Source organism: Kingella sp. (in: b-proteobacteria) (assembly GCF_030527935.1).
Lineage (GTDB): Bacteria > Pseudomonadota > Gammaproteobacteria > Burkholderiales > Neisseriaceae > Kingella_B.
This window is the reverse complement of sequence record NZ_JAUMZV010000001.1, coordinates 1-19,401: the sequence shown is the minus strand read 5'-3', so window position 1 is coordinate 19,401 and position 19,401 is coordinate 1. Positions and strand designations below refer to the sequence as shown.

The 19,401-nt window shown below is 53.4% G+C and carries 22 protein-coding genes; 7 read left to right on the top strand and 15 right to left on the bottom strand.

Features of this window, described 5'->3' with window-relative positions; all coding sequences use genetic code 11:
• The first annotated feature begins 36 nt into the window (after window positions 1–36).
• Complete coding sequence (locus Q4A85_RS00110; RefSeq protein ID WP_303106901.1) at window positions 37–327, top strand: hypothetical protein; 291 nt, start codon at window positions 37–39, stop codon at window positions 325–327.
• Between the two features lie 258 nt (window positions 328–585).
• On the top strand, window positions 586–1,680 hold the full coding sequence (gene ribBA, locus Q4A85_RS00105; RefSeq protein ID WP_303106900.1) for a bifunctional 3,4-dihydroxy-2-butanone-4-phosphate synthase/GTP cyclohydrolase II: 1,095 nt from the start codon (window positions 586–588) through the stop codon (window positions 1,678–1,680).
• Window positions 1,681–1,756: 76 nt separating this feature from the next.
• Here the strand turns inward: ribBA and frr are convergent, their stop codons facing one another.
• From frr to pyrH, 3 genes are all read right to left on the bottom strand, one after another.
• Complete coding sequence (frr, locus tag Q4A85_RS00100) at window positions 1,757–2,314, bottom strand: ribosome recycling factor (RefSeq protein WP_303106898.1); 558 nt, start codon at window positions 2,312–2,314, stop codon at window positions 1,757–1,759.
• Between the two features lie 76 nt (window positions 2,315–2,390).
• Complete coding sequence (locus Q4A85_RS00095; RefSeq protein ID WP_303106897.1) at window positions 2,391–2,705, bottom strand: DUF2185 domain-containing protein; 315 nt, start codon at window positions 2,703–2,705, stop codon at window positions 2,391–2,393.
• Window positions 2,706–2,766: 61 nt separating this feature from the next.
• On the bottom strand, window positions 2,767–3,483 hold the full coding sequence (gene pyrH, locus Q4A85_RS00090) for a UMP kinase (protein ID WP_303106896.1): 717 nt from the start codon (window positions 3,481–3,483) through the stop codon (window positions 2,767–2,769).
• Window positions 3,484–3,536: 53 nt separating this feature from the next.
• Here pyrH and Q4A85_RS00085 point away from each other — a divergent pair, with 53 nt between their 5' ends.
• Together Q4A85_RS00085 and murJ are read left to right on the top strand one after the other, a co-directional pair.
• Window positions 3,537–3,677, top strand: a complete 141-nt coding sequence (locus Q4A85_RS00085; RefSeq protein ID WP_303106895.1) for a hypothetical protein — start codon at window positions 3,537–3,539, stop codon at window positions 3,675–3,677.
• A gap of 123 nt (window positions 3,678–3,800) precedes the next feature.
• On the top strand, window positions 3,801–5,285 hold the full coding sequence (gene murJ / locus Q4A85_RS00080; RefSeq protein ID WP_303106894.1) for a murein biosynthesis integral membrane protein MurJ: 1,485 nt from the start codon (window positions 3,801–3,803) through the stop codon (window positions 5,283–5,285).
• A gap of 208 nt (window positions 5,286–5,493) precedes the next feature.
• On the opposite strand, the gene rsmI is transcribed toward murJ, so the two are convergent.
• Window positions 5,494–6,363 carry a 16S rRNA (cytidine(1402)-2'-O)-methyltransferase gene (gene rsmI / locus Q4A85_RS00075; protein ID WP_303107094.1) on the bottom strand — a complete coding sequence of 290 codons (870 nt, stop codon included), beginning with the start codon at window positions 6,361–6,363 and terminating at the stop codon, window positions 5,494–5,496.
• Window positions 6,364–6,558: 195 nt separating this feature from the next.
• Between rsmI and Q4A85_RS00070 the strand changes: the two genes are divergently transcribed.
• Window positions 6,559–6,780 carry a DUF1653 domain-containing protein gene (locus Q4A85_RS00070; protein WP_303106893.1) on the top strand — a complete coding sequence of 74 codons (222 nt, stop codon included), beginning with the start codon at window positions 6,559–6,561 and terminating at the stop codon, window positions 6,778–6,780.
• Here Q4A85_RS00070 and Q4A85_RS00065 read toward each other — a convergent pair.
• From Q4A85_RS00065 to Q4A85_RS00025, 9 genes are all read right to left on the bottom strand, one after another.
• Window positions 6,777–7,088 (bottom strand): hypothetical protein, encoded by a 312-nt coding sequence (locus Q4A85_RS00065; RefSeq protein ID WP_303106892.1) that lies wholly within the window; start codon window positions 7,086–7,088, stop codon window positions 6,777–6,779. The two genes, Q4A85_RS00070 and Q4A85_RS00065, sit on opposite strands and share 4 nt — an antisense overlap.
• A complete protein-coding gene (locus Q4A85_RS00060; RefSeq protein ID WP_303106891.1) occupies window positions 7,072–7,944 on the bottom strand; it encodes an alpha/beta hydrolase in 873 nt (290 codons plus the stop codon). Before Q4A85_RS00060 ends, Q4A85_RS00065 begins: the two co-directional genes overlap by 17 nt.
• A gap of 408 nt (window positions 7,945–8,352) precedes the next feature.
• Window positions 8,353–8,589: a DUF6429 family protein gene (locus tag Q4A85_RS00055; protein ID WP_303106890.1), complete on the bottom strand. Its 237-nt coding sequence runs from the start codon at window positions 8,587–8,589 to the stop codon at window positions 8,353–8,355.
• Between the two features lie 249 nt (window positions 8,590–8,838).
• A complete protein-coding gene (locus Q4A85_RS00050) occupies window positions 8,839–9,294 on the bottom strand; it encodes a hypothetical protein (RefSeq protein WP_303106889.1) in 456 nt (151 codons plus the stop codon).
• A 2-nt stretch (window positions 9,295–9,296) separates the two neighbouring features.
• Entirely contained in the window at window positions 9,297–10,196 is a 900-nt protein-coding gene (locus tag Q4A85_RS00045; RefSeq protein WP_303106888.1) for a hypothetical protein, read from the bottom strand.
• Between the two features lie 75 nt (window positions 10,197–10,271).
• On the bottom strand, window positions 10,272–12,896 hold the full coding sequence (alaS, locus tag Q4A85_RS00040; RefSeq protein WP_303106887.1) for an alanine--tRNA ligase: 2,625 nt from the start codon (window positions 12,894–12,896) through the stop codon (window positions 10,272–10,274).
• Between the two features lie 122 nt (window positions 12,897–13,018).
• The gene (locus tag Q4A85_RS00035) at window positions 13,019–13,183 is read right to left on the bottom strand and encodes a GNAT family N-acetyltransferase (RefSeq protein ID WP_303106886.1); all 165 of its coding nucleotides are present in this window, start codon (window positions 13,181–13,183) and stop codon (window positions 13,019–13,021) included.
• A gap of 267 nt (window positions 13,184–13,450) precedes the next feature.
• Window positions 13,451–14,161 carry a thiol:disulfide interchange protein DsbA/DsbL gene (locus Q4A85_RS00030; RefSeq protein ID WP_303106885.1) on the bottom strand — a complete coding sequence of 237 codons (711 nt, stop codon included), beginning with the start codon at window positions 14,159–14,161 and terminating at the stop codon, window positions 13,451–13,453.
• 19 nt (window positions 14,162–14,180) lie between these two features.
• Complete coding sequence (locus tag Q4A85_RS00025) at window positions 14,181–15,209, bottom strand: SPOR domain-containing protein (RefSeq protein WP_303106884.1); 1,029 nt, start codon at window positions 15,207–15,209, stop codon at window positions 14,181–14,183.
• 497 nt (window positions 15,210–15,706) lie between these two features.
• Between Q4A85_RS00025 and Q4A85_RS00020 the strand changes: the two genes are divergently transcribed.
• The gene (locus tag Q4A85_RS00020; protein ID WP_303106883.1) at window positions 15,707–17,197 is read left to right on the top strand and encodes a YifB family Mg chelatase-like AAA ATPase; all 1,491 of its coding nucleotides are present in this window, start codon (window positions 15,707–15,709) and stop codon (window positions 17,195–17,197) included.
• A gap of 508 nt (window positions 17,198–17,705) precedes the next feature.
• Here Q4A85_RS00020 and hemB read toward each other — a convergent pair.
• Together hemB and Q4A85_RS00010 are read right to left on the bottom strand one after the other, a co-directional pair.
• Window positions 17,706–18,713 (bottom strand): porphobilinogen synthase, encoded by a 1,008-nt coding sequence (gene hemB / locus Q4A85_RS00015; protein WP_303106882.1) that lies wholly within the window; start codon window positions 18,711–18,713, stop codon window positions 17,706–17,708.
• A gap of 116 nt (window positions 18,714–18,829) precedes the next feature.
• Complete coding sequence (locus Q4A85_RS00010; RefSeq protein ID WP_303106881.1) at window positions 18,830–19,192, bottom strand: hypothetical protein; 363 nt, start codon at window positions 19,190–19,192, stop codon at window positions 18,830–18,832.
• On the opposite strand from Q4A85_RS00010, the gene Q4A85_RS00005 reads away from it, so the two are divergent.
• Window positions 19,167–19,367, top strand: coding sequence for a hypothetical protein (locus tag Q4A85_RS00005; RefSeq protein WP_303106880.1), 201 nt, complete (start codon window positions 19,167–19,169; stop codon window positions 19,365–19,367). The two genes, Q4A85_RS00010 and Q4A85_RS00005, sit on opposite strands and share 26 nt — an antisense overlap.
• The last annotated feature ends 34 nt before the right edge of the window (window positions 19,368–19,401 follow it).

The window sequence follows — 19,401 nt, the reverse complement described above, 5'->3', positions numbered from 1 at the left end:
TTCAGTCTGCCTTAATCTTGTTCACATCACCCCACCATGACCCACCTAGACCTTGCCGCCCTGTTTATCCTTATCGCCATCCCGCTGATCGCCATCGCCGCGCTGTGGCAGCTTTACATCATGCTCAGCGAAACCTACACGCTCAACCGCTATCAAAAGCAGCCGCGCCAAATGCTGTGGATTGCCATCAGCCTGTTTTTCACATTCAGCCTAAGCGTGTATTGGTATTGCCCCAACGCCCGCAAAAAAGGCATCCTGTTCGCTCTGCTCGGCAGCGCAGGCATCATCTGCTATGCGCTGGGGATGTGGTACAAAAGCCGTGCTTAAAAGGCAGCCTGAAATATATTGACGTGGTGTGTGTGGCTCACGCACCGTTTAGCACCGTTTCATGATATGCACACCCGTTCACACGTTCTACGCGCCGATTAAATCAGCAACGGCTTTATTTATCCCACAACAAAAGGCAGCCTGAAATGGAGTAACCCCCCTTTTCAGGCTGCCTATTCTGTAAACAAACGTAAAGCAATCCCCCCGCAAAAAGCGTACAATGCCACCCCGCAACCCCACCACAGCAAAGGAACCATCATGGCACAAATCTCTCCCATCCCCGAAATCATCGCCGACATCAAAGCAGGCAAAATGGTCATCATCACCGATGCCGAAGACCGCGAAAACGAAGGCGACCTTGTGATGGCGGCGCAGTTTGTAACGCCCGAAGCCATCAATTTTATGATTAAACACGCGCGCGGCTTGGTGTGCCTGCCGATGGAAAACGCCCTTGTGGACAAGCTTGGCTTGCCAATGATGACCCAGCAAAACGGTACGCAATACGGCACCAACTTCACCGTCTCCATAGAAGCCGCGCAAGGCACCACCACGGGCATTTCCGCCGCCGACCGCGCGCTCACCATCCAAACCGCCGTGTCGCCCCATGTGCAGCCGCAAGACATCGTGCAACCGGGGCATATTTTCCCGCTGCGCGCGCAAAAAGGCGGCGTGCTGATTCGCGCGGGGCACACCGAAGCCGCCGTGGATTTAGCCAATATGGCAGGGCTAATTGGCGCAGGCGCGATTTGCGAAATTTTGAACGACGACGGCACAATGGCGCGGATGCCTGAGCTGCTGCAATTTGCCGAGCAACACGGGCTAAAAATCGGCACGATTGCCGACTTGATTGAATACCGCAGCCGCACCGAAAGCCTGCTGGAAGAAATGGGCGACACGCTGGTGCACACCCCATGGGGCGATTTTCGCCAACACGTTTATGTGGACAAGCTCAACGGCGACACCCACCTTGCGCTGGTGAAAGGGCAGCCTGAAAACGCCGCCGAGACCGTAGTGCGCGTGCACGAACCCTTTTCCGCGCTGGATTTTATCCAGCCCGACCCCAACCATTCATGGACGCTGCCGCAAGCCCTAGCCCGCGTTCAGGCTGCTCCAAGCGGCGTGATTATCCTGCTGCACCGCACCGAAGACGGCGCAGCCCTGCTGGAACGCACGCTGCCGAAAAACAGCCAGCTCGTGCAAAAATGGGACAGAAAAACCTACGGTATCGGTGCGCAAATGCTCGCCAGCCTAAACGTGCGCAAAATGCGCGTGCTGGGCAAGCCATCGGTGATGAACGGGCTCACAGGGTTTGGGCTGGAAGTGGTGGCGTTTGAAGAACAGCCCAGCGCGTAATATTTAACCGCAGCATAAAAGGCAGCCTGAAATCGCTTTAAACTCGCTTTCAGGCTGCCTTTTTGCTGTTTGCCGATTAAATCGCCATCAAATCTTCTTCCTTGGCTGCCAAGATTTTATCCACTTCGGCAATCGCTTTATCAGTCAATTTTTGGATGGCTTCTTCGCCACGACGCGCTTCGTCTTCGGAAATCTCCTTGTCTTTCAGCAATTTTTTGATGTGGTCATTCGCATCGCGGCGCACGTTGCGAATGGACACGCGCCCATCTTCCGCTTCGCCGCGCACCACTTTAATCAAATCTTTGCGGCGTTCTTCCGTGAGCATCGGCATCGGCACGCGAATCACATCGCCCATCGCAGCGGGGTTAAGCCCCAAATTGGAATCGCGGATGGCTTTTTCCACCGCCGCCGCCATATTGCTTTCATACACTTTCACGCCGATGGTGCGCGCATCCAGCAAGGTTACATTCGCCACTTGGCTCACGGGTACGGCACTGCCGTAGTAGTCCACTTCCACTTGGTCAAGCAAGCCTGTGTGGGCGCGACCTGTGCGAACTTTGGCAAGGTTTTCTTTCAACACTTCCAGCGAGCGTTGCATTTTGTTTTCGGCAGATTTTTGGATGTCGTTAATCATATCGTATTCCGTAGGGAGTTGAATAAAGGGCGGATTATAGCAGAGTTGGCTGGCTATTTTCAGGCTGCCTTAGGGCTTATTCGCTTTCGGGCGGGGCAAAGGCTTCAGCTTCAAATTCGCCCTGCTCGTTGCGGGCAAAAGCGCAAGGCGGTGGGCAGTCCAGCAGGGGCATCAAGCTGTGGTCTCGTTGCAGGGCGGCAAGCAGCGTGAGATAGGCGATGTTGTCGGGGTTATTGACGTATTCATCGCTTTCGTCGCCCGCAAAAATGCGCCAGCCGCTGTCGCGTTCGTTGTCGGGCGGCTCGAGGTAAAGGTAGCCAATGGGGTCGCCGTCATTCCACACGCGGCGGCTGATAAAGCAGTATTGGTTGTGCAGATGGTATTGGGTCATGGTGTTATTTCAGGCTGCCTAAATCAGCGAGATAGGCAGCCTGAAAACGGTTTTACGGCAATCAATTATGCACCAGCGTGCCTTCGTCTTCGCCCAAAATCACGCGTTTGAGTGCGCCTGCTTTGTGGATGCTGAACACCACAATATTGAGATTGCGCTCTTGGCACAGCGTAAACGCGGTGGTGTCCATCACTTTGAGCTTTTTCTCAATCGCTTCGTTAAAGGTTACGTTTTTATAGCGCGTGGCGGTGGGGTCTTTTTTTGGGTCGGCGGTGTACACGCCATCCACGTTGGTGGCTTTGAGCATCACTTCGCAGCCCATTTCTGCGCCACGCAAGGCGGCGGCGGTGTCGGTGGTAAAGAAAGGGTTGCCTGTGCCTGCGGCGAAGATAACGATTTTGTGTTCTTCTAAATATTGGATGGCTTTGGGGCGGGCGTAGGTTTCGGCGATTTGCTGCATGGATAGGGCAGATTGCACGCGGGCTTTTGCGCCGATGCTTTCAAATGCGTCTTTCAACGCCAGCGCGTTCATCACGGTCGCCATCATGCCCATATAGTCGGCGGTGGCTCTATCCATGCTGCCTGCTTGGGCGGATACGCCGCGAAAAATATTGCCGCCGCCCACCACGATGCCTACTTGCACGCCTAAATCGGTGATTTCTTTTACTTGGCGCACGATGGCCATAATGGTGTCGCGGTTGATGCCAAAGGGGTCGTTGCCCATCAGCGATTCGCCTGAGAGTTTGAGCAGAATGCGTTTGTATTGAGTGGTTGCCATGTTGATTGCCTTATCTGGGAGCGTTGGAGAGTTGGGAGCGTGTTCGGATGGGAATGCTGCGGCGAACACGGATGCTTGCGCTGGGCGCAGGCAAACGGCGCGGATTATACGCGCTTTCAGGCTGCCTGAAATGGGGTTTTGCGGTAAACTGCGCGGATTTTCGTGCACGCGATTTGGGCGATAAGGCAGCCTGAAAACAGGTTTTAGCAAACAGATTTTAGGTTTTCAGGCTGCCATCCAATTCAAACAAGAAAGTAAACATGAATTTATTAGCGGTTTTGGCGCGGTTAAGCAGCATGACGATGCTGTCGCGCATTATGGGTTTTTTGCGTGATGCGATTGTGGCGCGGTATTTTGGCGCGGGGGCGGCGATGGATGCGTTTGTGGTAGCGTTTCGGTTGCCCAATTTGTTGCGCCGTATTTTTGCCGAAGGCGCGTTTTCGCAGGCGTTTGTGCCGATGCTGGCGGATTATAAGCAGAACAAATCGGATGAAGAGACGCGATTGTTTGTGCAACACGTTGCGGGGATGCTCACGTTTGCGCTGTTTATCATCACGGCGGTGGGTGTGTTTGCCGCGCCTGTGGTGATTTGGGCAACGGCGAGCGGTTTTGCGCAGGATGGCACGCGCTTTGAGATTGCGGTTAAGCTGTTGCCGATTATTTTTCCTTATATTTTGTTGATTTCGCTGTCGTCTTTTGTGGGCAGTATATTGAATACTTATAATAAATTTTCCATTCCTGCGTTTACGCCTGTGTTGCTGAACGTGTCGTTTATTGTGTTTGCGCTGTTTTTTACGCCGTTTTTTACGCCGCCGATTATGGCTATGGCTTGGGCGGTGTTGGTGGGCGGGCTGTTGCAGTTGGGCTTTCAGCTGCCGTGGTTGTACAAATTGGGCTTTTTCAGGCTGCCTAAGCTGCGCTTTGGCGATGCGGCGGTTGGGCGGGTGATGAAGCAGATGTTGCCGTCAATTATTGGCTCTTCGGTGGCGCAGATTTCGCTGGTGATTAACACGACTTTTGCGTCTTATTTGGCGGTAGGCAGCGTGTCGTGGCTGTATTATTCTGACCGTTTGATTGAGCTGCCTTCGGGCGTGGTGGGGGCGGCGTTGGGGACGATTTTGCTGCCGAGTTTGTCTAAACACGCGGCGGCGAACAATGCGGCGGAGTTTTCGGCTCTGGTGGATTGGGGGCTGCGCTTGTGTTTGCTGTTGATTTTGCCTGCGGCGGTGGGGCTGATGGTGGCGGGGTTTCCGCTGGTGGCGACGTTGTTTATGTATCGGGAAGTGTCGGCGCATGATGCGTGGATGATTCAGAATGCGCTGGTGGCGGCGGCGGTGGGCTTGCCTGCGATGATGTTGGTGAAGATTTTTGCGCCTGCGTTTTATGCGCGCAAAAATGTGAAAACGCCTGCGAAGGTGGCGGTGATTTCGCTGCTGTGCACGCAGTTGTTTAATTTGATTTTGGTGTGGAAGTGGCAGCATGTTGGGCTGGCGTTGGCGGTGGCTTTGGGGCAGGTGGTGAATGCGGGGCTGCTGTTTACCATGCTGCGCTTGCATGAAGTGTATGTGCCGCAGTTGGCATGGAAGCGGTTTTTGCGGCGGCTGGCGATTGCGCTGGCGGTGATGGCGGGGGGATTATGGAGCGTGCAGGCGGCGTTTCCTGTGGATTGGGCTGCGCTGGGCGGCGGGATGCGTGCGCTGGTGCTGGCGGGGCTGATGCTGCTGGCGGTGGGCTTGTATTTTGGCACGCTGGGGGTGCTGGGGGTGAGACCGCGTGAGTTTAGACGGCGGGAAGTGGAGTAGGGGATTGGGCAGCCTGAAAATAAAAAACACGTTAGGCGATGGGCGTAACGTGTTTTTTGTTGGGCAAGTGGTTTCAGGCTGCCTTTGTGTGTAGGGCGGGCAACTGGTTTGCCCACGCAGTCCATCGCAAAACAAGGTGGGCAAGCCAGTTGCCTACCCTACATTTGGCGTTTCAGGCTGCCTCGGACATCGCGTCAAGTTTGCCTAATTATTCTTTCCACGCCAACGCCAAGTTATACAACGCTTTTTTATTCTCCCCCGTGATTTTAGCGGCAAGTTCGGCGGCTTGTTTGGTAGGCAATTCACCTGCCAAAATCCGCATCACGTTTTGCGCGGCTTCGGGCGGCGTGTCGTGTTTTTGCGGCGGCGCGGGGTGAATCACCAGCACCATTTCGCCGCGCGATTGGTTGCTGTCGGCAGCCAAGGCAGCCTGAATTTCGCTGACGCTGCCTGTTAAAAACGTTTCAAAAGTTTTGCTGATTTCGCGCGCCAACATCATCGGGCGTTGGGCAAAAGCGGTTGCCATGTCGGCGAGCGTATCGGCGATGCGATGCGGCGTTTCAAAGGCGATGATGGGGTAATCAGCGGCTTGCCACGCGGCGAACAGTTTGGCGCGTTCGCTGGATTTGGACGGCAAAAAGCCGTGGAAATAGAAGTTTGGCTCGGCGATGCCCGCCACGCTCAACGCACCCATCACGGCGGATGCGCCCACCACGGGCACGGTTTTATAGCCCGCGTCGCGCACCCGCGCCACCAGTTTCGCCCCAGGGTCGCACACGGCGGGCGTGCCTGCATCAGAAATCTGCGCCACGATTTGCCCATCCGCCAGCGCGGTGATGATTTTGCCCGCCATCTGCTGCTCGTTGTGTTCGCGCACGGAAATCAGCTTGGCTTGGATGCCGTAAGCCGACAAAAGCTGGGCGGACACGCGCGTGTCTTCGGCGCAAATCAAATCGGCGCGTTGCAGCACGGCAAGGGCGCGCAGGGTGATGTCGGCAAGGTTGCCAATCGGCGTGGCAACGATGTAAAGCGTGCTGGGGGCAAGGGTGTCTTGGGCTTTTTGGAAGTGTTTTTGCATGGCGGGATGGGGTTTCAGGCTGCCTTGGGCTGGTGTCCGGTGCATCAAGGCAGCCTGAAAACGGGGGAACAAAGAAAGGCGGATTGTAACGCTAAATGGGGTTAGGCTGGCTTGTGGTTGGAGGATTTTAAGGCAGCCTGAAACCCATCCGCGCTATAATCCGCATCCCAACAACGCCCCAACGAAAGGCAAGCCATGACCACGCCACCACTCGGTATCTACCGCCACTACAAAGGCAACCTTTACCAACTGCTCCACATCGCCCGCCACAGCGAAAACGAAGAGCTGCTGGCGGTGTATCGCGCGTTATACGGCGATTACGGCGTGTGGGTGCGCCCGCTGGCGATGTTTAGCGAAACCGTAGCAACGGCGGATGGCAGTGTGGCGCGGTTTGCGCTGGTGAAGGCGGTGGATTAGCGGCGGTGTGGCGCGATAAAAGGCAGCCTGAAAATGGGGTTCATCGTTTTCAGGCTGCCTTTGTTGTTGGGTTGTGGTGGAATGCTTGGGGCGCGGGCGGGAAGGGCGGGGCGGCGGCAAATGTTCCCCGCGTGGGTACGCCGCGATGCGCGGCGTGGTCTGGCAAAAAAATAGGGATAGGCAGCTTGAAACGTGTGATGCGGTTTCAGGCTGCCTTCTTTTAGGGGGGGCGAGATGGGATGAAAGGCAGCCTGAAAATGGGGAAATCTTGTTTTCAGGCTGCCTTTGGTGTTATTTGATGCTACCAAGCAACTCTTGGAATGATTGGGTGAGCAGGCCGCCGTGGGTTTGGTGGGGGTGGCTGTGGTATTCGGTGGCGATGCCGCGTTGGTTGAGTTGTGCGGCGAGCTGTTGGGCGGCATCGGCGGGGACGTTGCTGGTGTGGGCGGGGTTGGTTTTTTGGGGTATGCCTGCGCCGCTTTTTTGGATAATCAGGTGGCGGCCGGGGGCGATGCGGGCGCGGTTGGCGTAGTGTTGCATCAGTCCGTTGTGCCACCAAAGGGAGGGGTCGGCGGCGATGTAGTGGCTGAATAGTTCGGGGCGTTCAAATAGGGTGTAGAGCACGAAGAGTGCGCCGTAGGAGTGCCCCCAGAGGGTTTGTTGGGCGGGGTTGGTGGGGGCGAGTTGGGCGACGCGGGGGCGGATTTGGGTGGCGATGAAGTGGAGCAGGTCGGGTGCGCCGCCGTTTTGCCGCCCTGCGGTGAGTGGGTCGGGCATGGGTTTGCCGTCTGCGTTGGGCGGGGTGTAGTCGTAGGCGCGGCGGGCGGTGTCAAAGCGTTGCTCGGTGGGGTAGCCGATGAGTACGAATACGGGGGGCTGACGGTATTGGCTGAGGGTTTGCGGGGTGAGCAGTTCTAGCAGGGCGTTGCCGTCTAGGGCGTAGATGGCGGGGTAGCCTTGCGGGGGCGGTGGGGTGTGGGGAATGCCGACAAAGATGCGTTGGATTGCGCCGTTGGCGCGGGGGAGATTGAGGGTGTGGAAGGTGTAGCGGGTGTGGGGGGCGGTGAGTATGGCGGGGTTGGCGGGGCGGGTGATGTCGGCGGGTGGGGATTTGGCGGGGGCGGGTTGGGTGTAGGCGGATTGGGGTTGGGCGGGGTAGTCCATAAAGTTTTCCTTTTGGGTGCGTGTGTTTGAAATGGAGATTTTAGCGGAAAAGGGCAGCCTGAAAAGCCAAATTTGGTTTTCAGGCTGCCTTCAATTTGCTCACAGCCAAGGTATCCAGAAGGTATCCAGCCTGCAAAACAAACCGGATTAATCTATGACCAACGCACTTAACAATTGATACGCGCAACGCCGTTTCCCGTAGGGTGGGCACTCGTTGCCCACGTGTCCCACATCCCAAGGCAGCCTGAAAACGCGTGGGCAACAAGTGCCCACCCTACAAACACATCCGCCATGCACATTGACCACAGGCACACGCCATACCGATTTTTACGGGGCGGACGTATGCCCAAGGATTTTCAGGCTGCCTTCGGACACAGGAAACATAAAGCCAATGCCCGCACAACCTTGCTACAAATCCGATTCCCCGCCAAACATTTCCGCTGCCAAGGCTTTGGCTTTTTCCAAACCCTCTGGGGTGAGATAGGCGGATTTGGCTTTGCCCCAAGGCTGGCTGATTAATCCTTGTTCGTGCAGGCTATTGAGCAGGTCAAAATCGTAGCCTTTCCAAAAACGGCCGTCTTCAAATTCCAATGCGCCGATTAGGGCAAGCAGGGCGTTTTCCATTTTTTTGCGGTTGTAGGGCATGGGTTAGGGCTTTCTTGATTTGGATTGATGGGGTTGGGATGTGGAAGGATGCAGTGCCGATTCGGTAACGGCACCAACCGCGTGCGTGCATATCGCACACACCCTACACATTAATTTTCAGTTTCTTGTGATTCATCGGTAGGATGTGTGGCGTAGCTACACACGCGGTTGGTGGGAATGCAGGCTATGCTTACTCAAAACCACACTTGCTGTGAGTTCGTTGATTTAGCAAAACAATCTTATGCGCAATTATGAAGAGTTTTTAACAAAAATGTCTTTTATCTCCCCCTGAGCGAGATAAAAGCTAATTGCAACAATTGATAAAACTAGCACACCGCAACAAAAAGCTATTGTATGCAATGCTGTCTTTTGATAAGTTACTGCAGAAATAATACATATTATTAACGAAGATACCGCATAAATAAAGCCAACATAAAAACATATTTTTAATTTTTTATATTCGTCTAAGTGAACCAATATTTTTGCATACTCTGTATCTCGAAAGAGAAATTTTCCTCCATCTTTAAAAATCCAGCAAAATATTGCAACTGGAATGGGCAAAATATATTTAAGCATATCTTCGTTTAATGCTATCATTTTTAACAAATTCTCTAAGACTCCCCCAAGAAATATATATGCAAATATACTGAATAAAATTGTAAGAAATTCAAAACTAATAAAAAATATTCTAATAAATTCTTTCAAATTTAATGCTCCATTTTTCTTTCTTCACTAACTTTCATAAATTCTTCATTAGCTTTTCTTGCTAAGAAATTTGGGGATGGATTCTTTTCAAATAGAAAACTTTTTTGTGCATCTTTAGTCCTTACCTCTATCATTTCTCCATTCTCACCTTCCCCTGCAACCTTTCCTCTACCATAACCATCTGCAGCCATAAGAATAGCAGCATCAGTCAATGCAACTTCTTGTTTGCAATTAGATATATTATTTTCTTCTATACTATTAACCAAATTGTGAAGATTTGTTTTCAACCCTTCTCTTTTTTCGCTTTCCTCATTAATTCTAAGTGTACTTGTATTCCTTTCTTTCAAAGTATCGTTTAAACTTTTCCAAATTCTACCAAATAAAGGATTAGGAGGGGATACAGTAGCTTCAATTTGAGTAATTTTTTTAATTAGTATTATTTTATTAAAGAAAGAGGCATAATCAGAAATTGCATCCACATCGCACTCTATTAATAGATCATTATATTTTAACTTACGGGAATCCTCTATGATTCTCTTAAATCTACGAGGAAATGTTTCGGATTCTATATCGTTATATACGTGCAAAAAACACAATCCAGAAAATTCAGATAAATAAACAAATGGAGAGGATGCCTTGACAAGGTTTGCTGTTATCGACTGGTCTTGTGTGTGATTATATTCATCAACCACGTCCTGAGTATCATCAGCATACTTAACTAGTTTACCATAAATAAAAGGTAAAGATTCATCATCTCTTTTATCTACCATATCCGTTATTGTCCAGTTATATTTTCCAACTCTAATAATTGCAGGATGGCAAATCGCATCCATCAATTCTTCCTGAGAAAGATTGATTTTTACAACTCGACTAAGGAAATAACGACCTTTTCTAATACGCATTTACTTACCTTCAAACAATTTATAACAGAGGTCGTCTGAAATAATTCAGACGACCTTTCTTATTTAATCAAAGAATTAAGCTAGCTTCTCTCTAACCCAGCCTTCTGCCGAATCCAGCATTGCGCCGACTTGGGAAGCATCCGTCCCCCCGGCCTGTGCCAAATCCGGTCTGCCACCGCCTTTGCCACCGACTTGTTCGGCGGCGAATTTGACCAAATCGCCGGCTTTCACTTTTCCGCTCAGGGCTTTGGATACGCCGGTGCACAGGGAGACTTTGCCGTCGTTCACTGCCGCCAAAAGAATCACGGCGTTGTCGGATTTGCCGGTTAAATCGGTAACGATTTCGCGCAGGGCGGCTGCGTCGGCTTCGATTTGGGCGGCGACGAGTTTGGCTGCGCCCAAGTCTTTGGCGTTGTCCAAAAGTTTGGCACCTGCGTGGACGGCGAGTTCGGCTTTGGCTTTTGCCAACTCTTTTTCCAAGGCTTTGGTGTTTGTGGCGTTGGCTTGGATTTTGGCGAGTACGTCTTTTTCGGTTTGGGCTTTGGTCTCAAAGATGATGTTTTTCATCAAACTTTCTTGGTTTTGCACCCATGCCAGCGCGGCAAGGCCGGTGATGGCTTCTACGCGGCGGATGCCTGCGGCGATGCCGCCTTCGCTGATGATTTTGAAGAAGCCGATGTCGCCGGTGCGGGCGATGTGGGTGCCGCCGCACAATTCGGTGGAGTAGTCGCCCATGGTGATGACGCGGACGAAGTCGCCGTATTTTTCGCCGAAGAGCATCATGGCACCGGATTTTTGCGCGTCTTCAATGGACATGGTTTCCACTTTGACGGGCACGTTGGCAATAATCGCGGTGTTGACGCGGCGTTCGACTTCGGCGATTTCTTCCGCGCTGATGCCTTGCGGGTGGGAGATGTCGAAGCGGGTCAACTCGGCGTTTTGCAGGCTGCCTTTTTGTTCGACGTGTGTGCCCAAAACATCGCGCAGGGCTTTGTGCATCAGGTGGGTAACGCTGTGGTTGCGCATGATACTGTCGCGGATGTCGTTGTCGATTTCGGCAGATACGGCATCGCCTACTTTCAGGCTGCCTGAAACGACTGCGCCGAATTGTCCGTGTACGGCGGCTTTGATTTTCTGCGTGTCTTCAACGCGGAAGCGGTTTTCGCCTGCAAAGATGAAACCTACGTCGCCGACTTGACCGCCGCTTTCGGCGTAGAACGGGGTTTGTTCCAAAACGACCACGCCTGCTTCGCCTGCTTGGAGTTCGTCCACGGCTTCGCTGCCTTTGTATAAGGCGATGATTTTGGTGTCTTGGCTGCGTTTTTCGTAGCCGGTAAACTCGGTGTCCGCGCCTGTGTAGTCCAGTTGCGCGTTGGCTTTGAAGTTTTGCGCAGCGCGGGCACGGGTGCGTTGGGCTTCCATTTCGCGGTTGAAGCCTTCTTCGTCCATTTCTACTCCGCGTTCGCGGCAGATGTCGGCAGTCAGGTCGTAGGGGAATCCGTAGGTATCGTAGAGTTTGAAGATGATTTCGCCGTTTAAGGTTTTCAGGCTGCCTGAAAGGGCGTTTTCCAATAAGCCCATGCCTTTTTCCAAAGTTTCAGCGAAGCGGCTTTCTTCGTTTTTCAGGGCTTCTTCGATTTGGGCTTGTTTCTCTTTCAACTCGGGATACGCTTCGCCCATCGCTTTGACCAAATCAGGCACGAGCTTGTAGAAAAACGCCTGTTTCTGACCGAGTTTGTAACCGTGGCGCACGGCGCGGCGGATGATGCGGCGCAGTACATAGCCGCGGCCTTCGTTGGACGGCATCACGCCGTCGGCAATCAGGAAGGAGCAGGAGCGGATGTGGTCGGCAACGACTTTCAGGCTCGGCTCGTCCATGCTGAACGGCGCGCCGGTTTCGCGGGCAACGGCTTTGAGCAGGTCTTGGAACAGGTCGATTTCGTAGTTGCTGTGAACATGTTGCATGACGGCCGCCATGCGCTCCAAGCCCATGCCGGTATCGACGGACGGCTTGGGCAGCGGGTTCATATTGCCTTGCTCGTCGCGGTTGAATTGCATGAACACGCAGTTCCAAATTTCAATCCAGCGGTCGCCGTCTTCTTCAGGGCTGCCGGGAATGCCGCCCCAGATTTCTTCGCCGTGGTCGTAGAAAATTTCGGAACACGGACCGCACGGGCCAGTGTCGCCCATCTGCCAGAAGTTGTCGGACGCGTATTTCGCGCCTTTGTTGTCGCCGATGCGGACGATGCGCTCGGCAGGCATACCGATTTCGTTCAGCCAGATGTTGTAGGCTTCGTCGTCTTCGGCATATACAGTCGCCAAGAGTTTTTCTTTTGGGATGTTCAGCCATTCGGGGGAAGTGAGGAATTCCCAAGCGAAATGGATGGCATCGCGTTTGAAGTAGTCGCCGAAGGAGAAGTTGCCCATCATTTCAAAGAAGGTGTGGTGGCGGGCGGTGTAACCGACGTTTTCCAAGTCGTTGTGTTTGCCGCCTGCGCGTACGCATTTTTGCGCGGTAGTAGCGCGGTTGTAGGCGCGTTTGTCGAAGCCGAGGAACACGTCTTTAAACTGGTTCATACCGGCGTTGGTAAACAGCAGCGTCGGGTCGTCGTGCGGCACGAGGCTGGAAGAGCGGACGATTTGGTGGCCTTTGGATTGGAAAAATTGCAGGAATTTTTGGCGCAGTTCGGAGGTTTTCATGGTGTGGTCTTTTCCAAGAATGAATGGGTTGAAAATGGTTTTCAGGCTGCCTGAAACCTGCTGAAACAGGGCGTAAGGCAGCCTGAAAGCGTGTTAATTTTACTGCAATTTTTGCTTCATCGCTATGATTGCACGGCGGGCAATAGCATATCCATATGCGGAATGTTGTCTTCCAAATACGATTCGGATTGGGCGATAAAGCCAAACGAGACGTAGAAATCGTGCAGATAGGTTTGCGCTTGGGCGTACACGCTGCATTGCGGGAAATGGGCTCGGGCGTAATCCATGGCAGTGGAGTTCGGCGGTGGTGAGTTCGGGGAAGGGTTTGACGGTGAAGTTCATTTTGGGCGTTTTTGTTTGCATGGTGGGAATAGGATTAAGGCAGCCTGAAAACGGTTTTTCCGCTTTCAGGCTACCTATGGCGTGGGATGATGGAACATGGTAAGGCAGTCTGAAAATAAGAAACCCCATGTTCACAAGCATCGCCGTTTTATCAGGCGCGATAACGCTTGCGAACAGAGGGCATTCATTTTCAGGCTGCCTTAATCGGCGGCTTATTTGGCTTTGGCGACTTTGTTGATAAAGCGTGCGCCCAAGCTACGAACAGGTTTGGCGGCTTCGGGGGCTTTCATGCCACGCTCATCGCGCACTTTTTGCACCAATTCGTCGATGACTTTCATGCCTGCGTCAAAGCCTGTTTGCTGGAAGTTCACTTTGTATTTACCTCCCACGATAACGGTGGGCGTGCCTGTGATTTCGTATTGATTCGTCCACGTTTTCATTTGTTCTGCCATGTTTTTGTTGCTGAACGAATCGTAGGCAGCCAATACTTTTTTGCCGTCAAACGCCGATTGGGCGGGCAGCCATTCGCGCAAAATGGCATCTTTTCCCAAATCAATGCGTTGCGAAGCAAAGGCTTCAAAAATCACAGGGTCGGCTTGGTCGCGCAAGCCCGCTTGTTTGACCGCAGCGGCAAGGCGGGCAAAGCCAAAATCGCGCTCGTCGTCCCACACGATGTGCTCGGTGCGCAACACGGTGTCTTTTTTGAACGTTTTGGCGTGTTTCAAAATAATGGGTTCAAGGTCTTTGCAATGCGGACACCAGTAGGCAAAAAATTCGGTTACTTCAATTTTGTCTTTTTGCAAAGGGGCAACTTCGGTTTTCACCACTTCGTAGTCCACGCCTTCGGTGGCGGCGGAAGCGGGCAGGGCGGTTGCCAAGGCTAAAAAGGCGGCAAATACGGTGGTTTTCAAGGTTGCTTTCATGGTTTTTCCTTAGGTGAAGTTATTGTTTGCGAGGGATGCTGTTTACGCCGTTTTGCTGCAAGGTTTCGCGCACTTGGTTGGCGCGTTTGCTGTCCATGCCGCGCGTTTGCACGCGATAGAGCGTTTTACCGTTGCTTTGCACTTCCACGATTTGGGTGTTTACGCCCATCAGCGCGAGTTTGGCGCGTTGCGCTTCGGCGGCTTGGCGGGTGTTGTATGCGCCCGCTTGCACGGTGGTGCGGCTGGTGTCGGCTTTGGTGGATTGGGTTTCGCTGCTGGCTTTGCTGTTTGGCGCGGTAGGTTTATCGGCTTTGCTTTCTTTGGCTTGGGCGGGCGCGTTGTCGGTTTTGCTGGCGGCGGATTTAGCGTTGGCTTCTTCGGCGCGTTGTTTGGCGCGTTTGGCTTGCGCTTCTTGGCGGGCGACTTCACGGGCTTTTTCTATGCTGCCGCTGTTGAGAATTTGCTCGGCGGTGGGCTTGGCGTTGCGGTCGGCGATGTCTTCTTGCTGGCGACGGCGTTTTTCGGCTTCACTGAGTTTGGCTTTTTCAGGCTGCCGATTGTCGTTGGCTTTGCTTTCGGCGGGTTTGCGCGGTTTGGTGTCGCGCGGGGTGTCGTTGTCGGTTAGGTCGCCTAACACGGGGTCGTCCATCATATCGGGCGCGCGGCGGGCGGCTTCGGGTTTGGTGGATTTGTCTTTGTTTACAATGGGTTCTTCATCGTCTGGGATGATTTCGGGCTCGGGACGTTTTTTGGCAGGGCGCGTGCGCGGGGTGGAAGCGACGATAGGTTCGTCTTCTTCAATAATGGGCGCGATGCTGCGCGAATTGTTGGCTTGCTTCGCTGCGCTGGCGGGCACGTTGCTGGGCAGCAGCACTTCGGTTTGGTCGTTTTGGCTGGCGGGTTGTTGCTTGCTGGTGGCGGGATTTTTGAAATCGCGCTCTTTGTTGTGGTTTAAGGTAATCAATACGCCTGCAATGGCAATCAATGCGGCGATTGAGCCTGCCATAAAGCTGAATAAGCCTTTGCCTTGTTGATGTTTTGCGTGCATAAAATTCCTTGTGTGCAGGGTGGGGTTTTCAACCTTGTGCGTTGCGCTGCGGTATAACCATTTAGCTCTGCATAAGTTCGCATGGCTAAATCAAAGATTTAGATGCTTACTTATTATACCCAAATCAAAGATTTGGACAAATGGATAAGGCTGCCTGAATGAGAAAATAGCTGCGCATTGTAGCAAAAAATGTGCTGTTTATCCGTTATTTTTTAAGCGCATTTGGCGTGCTTAGGGGTTAAATTATGGGTAGTGTCCTAAAAAGTATGCTGCACTACTGTTCCTTCCCCCGCTGGCGGGAGAGAGAACAGATTGCGGAGTTTTTACCCAATACTGCTTGCTATCAACCATAATCAAGTCAGCATACTTTTTAGGACGCCACCAAATTATGTATGTTCACAAATGCAGCCTGAAAACGGATAACGCACAAATTTTCCGCCAATCGCGTAGGCAAATGGCTTAAAATCCGCCGTTTAACCTTTTCTTTACAGAGCATTATGACTTTTTCCGTGGTAAACAGCCGCGCGTTAAGCGGCATGGATGCGCCGTTGGTGGAAGTGGAAACGCATCTTGCCAACGGCTTGCCGCAGTTTAATATTGTGGGGCTGCCCGATACCGAAGTGAAAGAAAGTCGCGACCGTGTGCGGGCGGCGATTTTGCAAAGCGGCTTTGCTTTTCCTGCGCAAAAAATCACGGTAAACCTTGCGCCTGCCGATTTGCCCAAGGAGTCGGGGCGGTTTGATTTGCCGATTGCGATTGGCATTTTGGCGGCGAGCGGGCAGGTGAACCCTGATGATTTGGCGCGGTATGAGTTTGCGGGCGAATTGGCGTTGTCGGGCAGTTTGCGCCCGATTCGCGGCGCGTTGGCGATGGCGTGGCAGGGGCAGCAAGCGGGGCGGGCGTTTGTGTTGCCCGAAGACAATGCGGAGCAAGTTGCCATGATGCCGAATATTGAAGCCTATGGCGCAGGCAGCCTGAACGCGGTGGCGGCGCATTTGAATCGCCTTGAACCGCTATCGCGGGCGCAAAGCCAGCATAGGCAGCCTGAAACCGCAAACGCGCTGGATTTGAAAGACGTGAAAGGGCAGCACACGGCGCGGCTGGCGTTGGAAATTGCGGCGGCGGGCGGGCACAGCTTGCTGATGGTAGGACCGCCCGGCACAGGCAAATCCATGCTGGCGCAGCGGTTGCCTACTATTTTGCCGCCGCTCACCGCCGATGAGCAGATTGAAGTGTGGGCGTTGCGTTCGCTGCTGCCGCAGCACGCGCACGATTTTAGCCGCGAACGCCCGATGCGGATGGTGCACAACTCCGCCAGCTCTGCCGCGCTGGTGGGCGGCGGTTCAGACCCGCGGCCGGGGGAAATATCGCTGGCAACGCATGGCGTGTTGTTTTTGGACGAGCTGCCTGAGTTTGACCGCAAGGTGTTGGAAATGCTGCGCGACCCGTTGGAAAGCGGGCAGATTCATATTTCCCGCGCCACGCGCCAAGTAACCTATCCCGCGAAGTTTCAACTGGTTGCCGCCATGAACCCTTGCCCCTGTGGCTATTTGGGGCATCCCACCAAGCCTTGTCGCTGCACGCCCGATGCGGTGAAACGCTACCGCGATAAGATTTCGGGTCCGCTGCTGGACCGCATTGATTTGACCATTGAAGTGCCTGTGTTGCCCGCCGCCGATTTGACCAGCAACCAAGCGGGCGAAAGCAGTGCGAGCGTGCGCCAGCGGGTGATACGCGCGCGCGAAATCCAATATCAGCGGCAGGGCAAAACCAACGCCAAATTGTTGCCCAGCGAATTGGACACGCTGGCGCGGATTGACGATGAAGCCAAGCAGGCTTTGGCGCAGATGCTGGAAAAATTGTCGCTATCGGCGCGTAGCTTCCACCGCATTTTGCGCGTGTCGCGCACGCTGGCGGATTTGGCGGGCGATGATGGGGTAACGCGCGGTCATGTTTTAAAGGCGATTGGTTTTCGGCGAGCGATTTAGGGCAGCCTGAAAAATGGGGAGAGTAGGGCGGGGGAGTAGGTTAAACAGCCACCCCCATCCTAGCCTTCCCCCGCCAGCGTGGGAAGGAACAGGTTGCTGAATGGTTTATCTATGCTGGTTGTTGCCAACAAGCTAGCGTGCTTTTTATAACATCGTCTTTGACTGGATGGATTGGGTTTCAGGCTGCCTTAATCATTGCTTGAATGGTGTGGCTACACGGGGTCAGGGGCTTGCCCCTGCTCGTGGTAGGCGGCGAAACGCCTGCTCTGGCAAAAAATAGGCAATGGGCAGCCTGAAAGGGGCAGATGGATTTCAGGCTGCCTATATTAAAAGGCAGCCTGAAAATGGTACTTTGCATGGATTGAAACGCTGGGCAAAAATGCCTGAATGGCAACGCGGGATAACACGCTTGACAACAAAATCGCCTGATAACAAACACACCAAAAGGCAGCCTGAAAAGCATTTCGCCACGCTTTCAGGCTGCCTTTATATCGCCCGCCGCAACAGGCTATTTCAACCGCGCCAACTGTTCCGCCGCTTCCATCGCGTAATAGGTCAAAATCCCATCTGCGCCTGCGCGTTTAAACGCGAGCAGGCTTTCCAAAATCACTTTGTCGCCGTCCAAAAAGCCGTTGTCTATCGCCGATTGCAGCATGGCGTATTCGCCCGACACTTGGTAGGCAAAAGTGGGCACGCCAAATTCGTCCTTCACGCGGCGCACCACGTCCAAATACGGCAAACCCGGTTTCACCATTACCATATCCGCGCCTTCCATAATATCCAACGCCACTTCGTGCAAGGCTTCGTTGCTGTTGGCGGGGTCTTGCTGATACTGCTCTTTGGACGATTTGCCCAAGTTGCCCGCGCTGCCCACCGCGTCGCGGAACGGGCCGTAGAACGCGGAAGCGTATTTGGCGGAATACGCCATGATGCGCGTGTGGATGTGTCCTGCGTTTTCCAGCGCAACGCGGATGGCGGCGATGCGCCCGTCCATCATGTCGGATGGGGCGACCACTTGCGCGCCTGCTTCGGCGTGGCTTAATGCTTGTTTAACCAGCACTTCTATCGTTTCATCGTTGAGCACATAGCCTGTGGCATCGGTTAAGCCATCTTGCCCGCTGAGTGTGTAGGGGTCTAGCGCGACATCGGTCATGATGCCCAGCTCGGGAAATTCGCGGCGCAGGGCGCGGACGGCGGTTTGCACCAAACCTGCGGGGTTGTAGGCTTCACGGGCATCGGCGGTTTTGTTTTGCGTAACCACGGGAAACAGCGCGAGCATGGGAATGTCCAGCTGGCAAGCGCGGTCGGCGGTTTTTAGCAATAAATCAATGCTTTGGCGTTTGATTTTGGGCATGGATGCGATGGCTTCTTCGCGGTTTTGCCCTTCTAGCACAAACACGGGGTAAATCAAATCATCGGGCGTGAGCGTGTGCTCGCGCATCAGGCGGCGGCTGAAATCGTCGCGGCGCATACGGCGCATACGGCTGATGGGGGCTTGGCGTGGGGGGAAGTTCATTTTTTCGTTTCCTTTGTTTGTTGATTGGATTAGGGGGCGTTTTCAACCTTGCGCGTTGCGCTTCGGTATAACCATTTGTATCCAAATCAAAGATTTGGACAAATGGATAAGGCTGCCTAACGCGATTGGGCAGCCTGAAAATCGGGTAGCGTTGCCCAAATATTGCCGCATTCGCCGCAGCCGTAAAAATCTTCTGTGTCGTTAAACACATGGCACACAATGCTGCCGCAATCGGGTTTGGGGCAGAGCTGGCGAAAGCCATCATCAGGCGAGGCGGTGAGATTGGGGTTTTCTGTGTAGCCTGTGTTCTGCTGGCAATGTGGGCATCCAATCATCACCAGTTGCAAGCCTGTGGATTGCATTCGGACAACGAAGTCTTGCGCTTCGTCGGAAAGGGTAAAGGTGGTGTGGCAATGGGTGCAGGTGGTGTGCATGGGCAGCCTGAAATCTAAAATGGAGCGGCGACGGCTCGTCGCCAAATGGTGTATTCAAAAGAACTGGATGATTTGCCAAGATGTCGGCGAGCCGCTGACGCTCCATCGGTTGCGGGTTTGGCAAAGGTTTCAGGCTGCTTATACGGCTTTAATCAAAAGCAGCCTGAAATCTGTTTTCAGGCTGCCTATCAGCGGTTCATTATTTTTGGGGCTGTCCTAGATAACTCAGGAAATTCACATTAAGTTAGAATTTC

Excerpts from the sequence above, each read along its gene's own strand:
- Q4A85_RS00110 (WP_303106901.1), top strand. The coding sequence starts at position 37 with ATGACCCACCTAGACCTTGCCGCCCTGTTTATCCTTATCGCCATCCCG.
- ribBA (WP_303106900.1), top strand. The coding sequence starts at position 586 with ATGGCACAAATCTCTCCCATCCCCGAAATCATCGCCGACATCAAAGCA.
- frr (WP_303106898.1), bottom strand. The coding sequence starts at position 2,314 with ATGATTAACGACATCCAAAAATCTGCCGAAAACAAAATGCAACGCTCG.
- Q4A85_RS00095 (WP_303106897.1), bottom strand. The coding sequence starts at position 2,705 with ATGACCCAATACCATCTGCACAACCAATACTGCTTTATCAGCCGCCGC.
- pyrH (WP_303106896.1), bottom strand. The coding sequence starts at position 3,483 with ATGGCAACCACTCAATACAAACGCATTCTGCTCAAACTCTCAGGCGAA.
- Q4A85_RS00085 (WP_303106895.1), top strand. The coding sequence starts at position 3,537 with ATGCTGCGGCGAACACGGATGCTTGCGCTGGGCGCAGGCAAACGGCGC.
- murJ (WP_303106894.1), top strand. The coding sequence starts at position 3,801 with ATGGGTTTTTTGCGTGATGCGATTGTGGCGCGGTATTTTGGCGCGGGG.
- rsmI (WP_303107094.1), bottom strand. The coding sequence starts at position 6,363 with ATGCAAAAACACTTCCAAAAAGCCCAAGACACCCTTGCCCCCAGCACG.
- Q4A85_RS00070 (WP_303106893.1), top strand. The coding sequence starts at position 6,559 with ATGACCACGCCACCACTCGGTATCTACCGCCACTACAAAGGCAACCTT.
- Q4A85_RS00060 (WP_303106891.1), bottom strand. The coding sequence starts at position 7,944 with ATGGACTACCCCGCCCAACCCCAATCCGCCTACACCCAACCCGCCCCC.
- Q4A85_RS00055 (WP_303106890.1), bottom strand. The coding sequence starts at position 8,589 with ATGCCCTACAACCGCAAAAAAATGGAAAACGCCCTGCTTGCCCTAATC.
- Q4A85_RS00045 (WP_303106888.1), bottom strand. The coding sequence starts at position 10,196 with ATGCGTATTAGAAAAGGTCGTTATTTCCTTAGTCGAGTTGTAAAAATC.
- alaS (WP_303106887.1), bottom strand. The coding sequence starts at position 12,896 with ATGAAAACCTCCGAACTGCGCCAAAAATTCCTGCAATTTTTCCAATCC.
- Q4A85_RS00035 (WP_303106886.1), bottom strand. The coding sequence starts at position 13,183 with ATGGATTACGCCCGAGCCCATTTCCCGCAATGCAGCGTGTACGCCCAA.
- Q4A85_RS00030 (WP_303106885.1), bottom strand. The coding sequence starts at position 14,161 with ATGAAAGCAACCTTGAAAACCACCGTATTTGCCGCCTTTTTAGCCTTG.
- Q4A85_RS00025 (WP_303106884.1), bottom strand. The coding sequence starts at position 15,209 with ATGCACGCAAAACATCAACAAGGCAAAGGCTTATTCAGCTTTATGGCA.
- Q4A85_RS00020 (WP_303106883.1), top strand. The coding sequence starts at position 15,707 with ATGACTTTTTCCGTGGTAAACAGCCGCGCGTTAAGCGGCATGGATGCG.
- hemB (WP_303106882.1), bottom strand. The coding sequence starts at position 18,713 with ATGAACTTCCCCCCACGCCAAGCCCCCATCAGCCGTATGCGCCGTATG.
- Q4A85_RS00005 (WP_303106880.1), top strand. The coding sequence starts at position 19,167 with ATGGAGCGGCGACGGCTCGTCGCCAAATGGTGTATTCAAAAGAACTGG.